The sequence below is a fragment of the Capnocytophaga leadbetteri genome, from assembly GCF_003054025.1.
GTDB lineage: Bacteria > Bacteroidota > Bacteroidia > Flavobacteriales > Flavobacteriaceae > Capnocytophaga > Capnocytophaga leadbetteri.
On record NZ_QBKG01000022.1, the window covers coordinates 25108 to 31361 of the forward strand.

Consider the following 6254-nt stretch of genomic DNA (forward strand, 5'->3'; position numbering starts at 1 on the left):
ATTGTTTCGTATCTTTGCCACCAATACTGTAAAACACTAAAATAGTTAATTTTATATAAAAGATGAACAAGTCAGTTTATATTATTGCTGCCAATGCCCACAGTGGTAAGTCAGTAGTAACGCTGGGGGTATTGCAGATGATTATGCGCAATACTGCCAAGGTGGGGTACTTCCGCCCTATCATCGAAAGTAAATCTAAAAAAGATACTTTCATCGAAACCGTTTTAGAGCACTTTAAGCTTGATATGAGTTATGATGAAGCGTATGCTTATACTCGCCAAGAGGTTATTGCTCTTAAAAACGAAGGCAATATAGGCGAAGTGTACGACACCATCATCAAAAAATACAAAGCCTTAGAAAGCAAATTCGACTTTGTATTGGTTGATAGCTCAAGCGCTGTAGATGATAGCTACTTCGATGTAAACTTCAACGCCTCTGTAGCGCAAAGCCTTAACATCCATGCATTAGTTGTACTCAAAGACAACTTCACTTCAGAAGACGAACTTGCCAACCAAGTACAAGCCGCTCTAAACAATTTTATAGAAAAAGATGTACGCGTTCTTAGCGTGTTTGTAAATAAGGCTACTAACGCTACTGCAGCTACTATCAGCCGTTTAGAACAACGTTTCAAAGACACTACCTTTACTATCATTCCGCGCAAAGAAGAGCTTTCTCGCCCTACTATCCGCGAGATAGCCAATGCCCTAAAAGCTGAATTCCTTTACAAAGGCGATAATATTGATGTTACTACCAAACATACTATGGTAGGAGCTATGCAGCTGTCTAACTATTTGGCTAAACTACACGAAGATACTCTTGCTATACTTCCTATCGACCGTATCGACCTTATTGCAGGCTCTTTGGTAGCCAACTATTCTAACTTCTCTAACATCAAAGGGGTAGTACTTTACGGCGACCTAACTCTTAACCCTTCAATGAGTAAGATTTTTGATGGTATCCAAAAAAATATTCCTATAATGGTAGCTAAAACTGATACTTTCGAAACGGCTAACATCATCGGTAATACTCAAGCTCACATTTACCCCGAAAATACTGAAAAGGTAAAAATGCTTCTTCAGTTATTCGACGAAAATGTAGATGCCGACAAGCTAAACAGCAGCATTGCTTCTTTCAAATCAGAAACTATTACCCCTCGTATGTTCCAATATAATATGGTGCAAAAAGCACGTGCCGGACAAAAACGCATCGTGCTCCCTGAGGGTACTGACGACCGTATTCTTACTGCGGCTTCTCAATTGGCTGAAGACGAATTGGTTTACCTCACTATCTTGGGCGAACCTGAAGCTATCAAAACCCGTGCTAAGAACATTTTGGGCTTAAAATGGAACGAAGAACGCATAAACATCATCAATCCTGCTGAAAGTGATAAATACGAAGCCTACGCTGAAAAACTATACGAATTGCGCAAAAGCAAAGGTCTTGAACTTTCACAAGCTAAAGACCTAATGCTCGATGCCTCTTACTTCGGTACAATGATGGTATTCTTAGGTGATGCTGACGGTATGGTATCAGGAGCCGTAAACACTACAGCCCACACTATTCGTCCGTCATTGCAATTCGTAAAAACTAAACCTGGGGTAAACACCGTTTCATCAGTATTCTTTATGCTCTTACACGACCGTGTATTAGTATACGGCGACTGTGCGGTAGTGCCTAACCCTACTGCTGAGCAATTGGCTGACATCGCTATCAGCTCTGCCGATTCTGCTATCGCTTTCGGTATCGAGCCTAAGGTAGCCCTACTTTCTTATTCTTCTGGTAACTCTGGTAGTGGTGCTGATGTAGATAAGGTACGTGAAGCAACAGCTCTTGTAAAAGAACGCCGCCCTGACCTACTCGTAGAAGGACCTATACAGTATGACGCTGCCGTAGATCCTAAAGTAGGTAAACAAAAAATGCCTAATTCACTTGTAGCAGGACAAGCCAATGTACTTATTTTCCCAGACCTCAATACTGGTAACAACACCTATAAAGCTGTACAGCGCGAAACTGGTGGTTTAGCTATAGGCCCTATGCTACAAGGATTGAAGAAACCTGTAAACGACCTAAGTCGTGGGGCTCTCATCCCTGATATTTACAACACTGTACTTATCACTGCTATACAATCTGAATTTTAATATTTAGTTATTATTAGTCTTTAGTCGTTAGAATAGAGTTACTTACTAGCGACTAAAGACTAACAACTAAAGACTAACGAAACACTAAGAACTAAAATGGAAATATTAATCATTAATTCAGGGAGTTCATCTCTCAAATATCAACTAATTGATTCTAAAACAGGAGAATCAAAAGCTAAAGGTATCGTAGACCGTATTAATATAGACGGTAGCTACGTGAAATATGTAGCTGTGAAAAACGGCAAAGAGGTTGAAGTAAAAAAAGAGCAACCTATCCCTACTCACGAGGTAGGTATGAACTTAGTTGCAGACCTTCTTACTGACCCCGAAGTAGGCGTTATCGAAAACCCTAGCGACATCAAAGGGGTAGGACACCGCGTAGTACACGGAGGTGAGAAGTTTGTACAACCTACCGTAATTACTGATGAGGTAGTAGCCGAAATCAAACGCCTCATTCCTCTTTCACCTTTGCACAACCCTGGTCACTTAGAAGGCATACGTGTAGCTCAAAAACTTTTTGACAAAGCTACCCACGTAGCAGTGTTTGATACCGCTTTCCACCAAACAATGCCAGCTAAAGCATTCCGCTATGCTATTCCTAACGAGTACTACGAAAAATACGGATTGCGTGCTTACGGATTCCATGGCACCAGCCATAAATATGTAGATGCTCAAGCGCGTAAATACCTCAATAATCCGCACATCAAAAACATCACCATTCACTTAGGAAATGGAGCAAGTATGGCGGCTGTAAATGAGGAAGGTAAATGCGTAGATACTTCTATGGGGCTTACCCCTCTCGACGGACTTATTATGGGTACACGTACCGGACAAATAGACGCCTCTGTAGCGTTCTTCTTGGGGCAAGAGTTAGGTATGAACTATGAAGAAGTAAAAACGTTATTTAACAAGAAGAGTGGTATGCTTGGGCTTACAGGTCATTCTGATGCTCGCGATGTAGCAGCACTATACCACAAAGGCGATGCTAATGCTGCCCTTTGCTACGAGATGTACGGCTACCGTATTCAGAAGTTTATAGGGGCTTACACCGCTGCTCTTAATGGTTTAGACAGCATTGTATTTACTGCAGGTTTAGGCGAAAACGATACGCTTACTCGTTCATTTGCTTGCAAACACTTAGATTTCTTTGGCATCAAACTCGATGAAAAGAAGAACGAAGAGCTCAATCACCCTACCAAACCAGTAGAGATACAAGCTGCTGACAGTCGTGTAAAGATTCTCATCATCCCTACTAATGAAGAATTGCAAATAGTAAATGAGATTGTAGATTTAGTAAAATAACTCTTAAAAATTACTTTTTTAGTAACTTTGCCAAAGGAATTATTACCTTTGGCAAAGTTTTTTTATGCAATATATATTGTAATTCAAAAATAATATTTAATTTTGCACGCGGGTAGTAACGTACTATCGCTGAACTATAAAATAATTTAATTGCTAAAACCTTAGTTGTCTAAAATGAACATCTTATTTTTAAGTTATTTTCACTCTGCACGTACTCATTCCTTGCAAAGTAAGTTCAAGGCTAAAAGCCTTTCACCTCTGCGTATTTGAACCAGATTGATTATTTGTTTCCTTTTAAATTTAATAACTAATAATTAACAAGTATACTGAGTTCAAATGAAAAATAAATATATCGACCTAATTGACCAAACCTATTACTTCCCTCAAGATGAATTTACCTTAGATGGCGATGAACTTCGCTTTCACAATATCGACCTAATGGAGTTAGTTCGCCAATATGGTGCCCCTCTGAAATTTATGTACTTACCAAAGATTTCAGAGAACATACAGCGTGCTAAAAAGTGGTTCGAAAAAGCCATCAAAAAACATAAATACAAAGGTGAGTATAACTATTGCTATTGCACTAAAAGTTCACATTTCAAACACGTGATGGTAGAGGCGCTAAAGAATGATATTCATATGGAAACCTCTTCAGCTTTCGATATCAATATCATCAATAACCTTATCAGCGAAGGACTCATCAATAAAGAAAGTCACATACTCTGCAATGGTTTCAAACGCGATGCCTACATTGATGGTATTGCAGACCTTATCAATCGCGGGTATCACAACTGTATCCCAATTATTGATAATTACGAAGAAATCAATCTGTTTGAAGAGAAAATAAAAGACAAATACAGCATCGGTATTCGCATTGCTTCAGAAGAAGACCCTCGCTCTGAGTTTTATACCAGTCGTTTGGGTATTGGCTATAAAAATATACTTCCTTTCTACAATCGCGAAATTAAAGACAATCCTAAAGTGCGGCTAAAAATGTTGCACTTCTTTATCAATACAGGTATCAAAGACAATGCCTATTATTGGAATGAGTTGCTGAAGTGTCTACGCGTATATATACAGCTTAAAAAAGTTGCTCCAGAACTTGATAGCCTCAATATTGGCGGCGGGTTCCCTATCAAAAGTTCGTTAGCTTTTGAGTACGATTACGCCTATATGGTAGATGAAATTATTCGCCAAATAAAAATCACTTGCGACCAAGAGAAAGTACCGGTACCTAATATCTTTACTGAGTTCGGAAGTTTCACAGTAGGTGAGGCAGGAGGAGCTATCTATGAGATTATGTACCAAAAGCAACAAAATGACCGGGAAAAATGGGATATGATTAACTCGTCATTCATCACTACCCTACCCGACTCTTGGGCAATAAACAAGCGCTTTGTATTATTACCTATCAACCGTTGGAATGATGAGTACGAACGCGTATTATTAGGTGGTCTTACCTGCGATGGCGATGACTATTACAACAGCGAACAGAATATGAACGCCATCTACCTACCTAAGTATAACAAAAACAAACCACTATACATTGGTTTCTTCAATACCGGAGCTTATCAAGATAGTATAGGTGGGGTTGGTGGACTACAACACTGCCTTATACCGCAGCCTAAAATAGTGCTTATCGATAAAGATAAAGACGGTAAAATTACCTCTCGCCTCTTTATGGAGCAACAAAAAGCTGAGGATATGCTGAAGATATTGGGCTACTAATGAAGTATATAGCATTATTCCTTTTATCAATAGGGGTACTACAAGCGCAAGATACAGAGAAGAGTCGCCATTACCAAATGTGGTTAAAGCCTTCGCTGAGTATCAATTACCTTTCGGTAGATGTAGAAGATAGTCCTCGTAATGAGATTTTGGGCAACAAATCGGTGTTGCCCAACTATCCCCTAACAGCTGGTATAGGCTTAGGCATTTATAACACCTATATAAGCATTGATTACGCTAAAAGTATAATGCCTCTACGCAATGAACATACTTATGGCAAAACCCAGTATTTTGACTTTCAGCTTCACTCTTTCTTCAGTGAAAAGTATCTGTTAGACCTCTATTACCAAAGTTATAAAGGTTTTTACTATCGACATAAGGGGAAAGTTCAGCTATTAGAGGATACCCGCATACAGCAAGTTGGGGCTGAAATGCTATACTTTACAAATTGGGAAGAAAAATCATTGAAGAATATATTTGCTTCTGATGGCAGTTTGCTTACTCCATCTTTTAGTTGGTATTTAGGCGGAGGAGCTTACTACCATAAGGTGATAATGCCACTCATTACCCCTGAGAAAAACGATACTTTCAGACATATACAAGCTGGTATAAGTGGAGGGGCAGTAAGTACAATTGAATTGTATCCTCACCTTACCCTGCGAATGCTAATGGGGTTAGGCTTTTACCTCGGTGGCGATGCTGATCGTTTAAGCCAAATGAAAGTAAATAATTACTTTAACTACCGCGTAGATGGAGGTATAAGCTATAGCAGAGCTCGCTGGACAGCAGACTTTTCTATACTGCATAATAATAAACGTCTTTTCTTCAAAGATAACGAATTATTAGGTATCAATACAAGTACTTTCAAAATAAGTTATATAAGGCAATTCGGCATCAAATCAGGTTATAACAATAAAGTAACAAGACTTTTGGGTATGTAACCCTTTATTACAATTTTCTAATAGTGTCACGTCCTAAAAATGGTTTACAGTTATTTTGTCAGTTTAATTTATGTTTTTCATTTTTTAAGTTAAGTATTGTAAGCAAGAACTCCTTTACTACATCAGTATAGATGAGTATCCACTA

The 6254-nt window shown here is 38.8% G+C and carries 4 protein-coding genes; all 4 read left to right on the forward strand.

Annotated elements, in window-relative coordinates; translation table 11 throughout:
* The first annotated feature begins 62 nt into the window (after positions 1-62).
* Positions 63-2138 carry a phosphate acetyltransferase gene (gene pta / locus C8P65_RS11285; protein ID WP_107782883.1) on the forward strand — a complete coding sequence of 692 codons (2076 nt, stop codon included), beginning with the start codon at positions 63-65 and terminating at the stop codon, positions 2136-2138.
* 96 nt (positions 2139-2234) lie between these two features.
* Positions 2235-3440, forward strand: a complete 1206-nt coding sequence (locus C8P65_RS11290; RefSeq protein WP_107782884.1) for an acetate/propionate family kinase — start codon at positions 2235-2237, stop codon at positions 3438-3440.
* 336 nt (positions 3441-3776) lie between these two features.
* The gene (locus C8P65_RS11295) at positions 3777-5168 is read left to right on the forward strand and encodes a type III PLP-dependent enzyme domain-containing protein (protein ID WP_009392152.1); all 1392 of its coding nucleotides are present in this window, start codon (positions 3777-3779) and stop codon (positions 5166-5168) included.
* Positions 5168-6109 (forward strand): DUF4421 family protein, encoded by a 942-nt coding sequence (locus tag C8P65_RS11300; RefSeq protein WP_095912896.1) that lies wholly within the window; start codon positions 5168-5170, stop codon positions 6107-6109. The genes C8P65_RS11295 and C8P65_RS11300 overlap by 1 nt, the downstream gene beginning before the upstream one ends.
* Positions 6110-6254 lie beyond the last annotated feature (145 nt).